The organism is Peptoniphilus indolicus ATCC 29427 (assembly GCF_000227315.1).
Lineage (GTDB): Bacteria > Bacillota > Clostridia > Tissierellales > Peptoniphilaceae > Peptoniphilus > Peptoniphilus indolicus.
This window is the reverse complement of the sequence record NZ_JH165113.1, coordinates 1-1,341: the sequence shown is the minus strand read 5'-3', so window position 1 is coordinate 1,341 and position 1,341 is coordinate 1. Positions and strand designations below refer to the sequence as shown.

Annotated in this window: 1 rRNA gene; it reads left to right on the top strand. The window is 51.4% G+C overall.

Going from position 1 to position 1,341, the window contains the following annotated elements:
• Window positions 1-1,323, top strand: a 16S ribosomal RNA gene (locus HMPREF9129_RS10185); the annotation flags it as partial.
• Between the last annotated feature and the right edge of the window lie 18 nt (window positions 1,324-1,341).

The window sequence follows — 1,341 nt, the reverse complement described above, 5'->3', positions numbered from 1 at the left end:
CACATGTCATAACGATCAAAGTGAATTAGCGGTCAAAGATGGACTCGCGTCTGATTAATTAGTTGGTGAGGTAACGGCTCACCAAGATAGCGATCAGTAGCCGGCCTGAGAGGGTGAACGGCCACATTGGAACTGAGAAACGGTCCAAACTCCTACGGGAGGCAGCAGTGGGGAATATTGCACAATGGGGGAAACCCTGATGCAGCGACGCCGCGTGAGCGAAGAAGGATTTCGATTCGTAAAGCTCTGTCCTATGGGAAGATAATGACGGTACCATAGGAGGAAGCCCCGGCTAACTACGTGCCAGCAGCCGCGGTAATACGTAGGGGGCGAGCGTTGTCCGGAATCACTGGGCGTAAAGGGTTCGCAGGCGGTTTAGAAAGTCAGATGTGAAAGGCGAGGGCTCAACCCTCGTAAGCATTTGAAACTTCTAAACTTGAGTAGTGAAGAGGTAAGTGGAATTCCTAGTGTAGCGGTGAAATGCGTAGATATTAGGAGGAATACCGGTGGCGAAGGCGACTTACTGGTCACAAACTGACGCTGAGGAACGAAAGCGTGGGTAGCAAACAGGATTAGATACCCTGGTAGTCCACGCCGTAAACGATGAGTGCTAGGTGTCGGAGGATTTCGGTGCCGCAGTTAACACAATAAGCACTCCGCCTGGGGAGTACGTGCGCAAGCATGAAACTCAAAGGAATTGACGGGGACCCGCACAAGCAGCGGAGCATGTGGTTTAATTCGAAGCAACGCGAAGAACCTTACCAGGGCTTGACATAATATTGACCCCTCTAGAGATAGAGGTTTCCCTTCGGGGACAGTATTACAGGTGGTGCATGGTTGTCGTCAGCTCGTGTCGTGAGATGTTGGGTTAAGTCCCGCAACGAGCGCAACCCTTACCTTTAGTTGCCAGCATGTAAAGATGGGAACTCTAAAGGGACTGCCGATGATAAATCGGAGGAAGGTGGGGATGACGTCAAATCATCATGCCCTTTATGTCCTGGGCTACACACGTGCTACAATGGTCGGAACAAAGAGCGGGCAAGCTAGCGATAGCAAGCGAATCTCAAAAAGCCGATCTCAGTTCGGATTGTTCTCTGCAACTCGAGAACATGAAGTCGGAGTTGCTAGTAATCGCAGATCAGAATGCTGCGGTGAATGCGTTCCCGGGTCTTGTACACACCGCCCGTCACACCATGGGAGTTGGCAATACCCGAAGTCGTCGAGCTAACCGCAAGGAAGCAGACGCCGAAGGTAGGGTTAATGACTGGGGTGAAGTCGTAACAAGGTAGCCGTATCGGAAGGTGCGGCTGGATCACCTCCTTTCTAAGGAAATAAATTCAC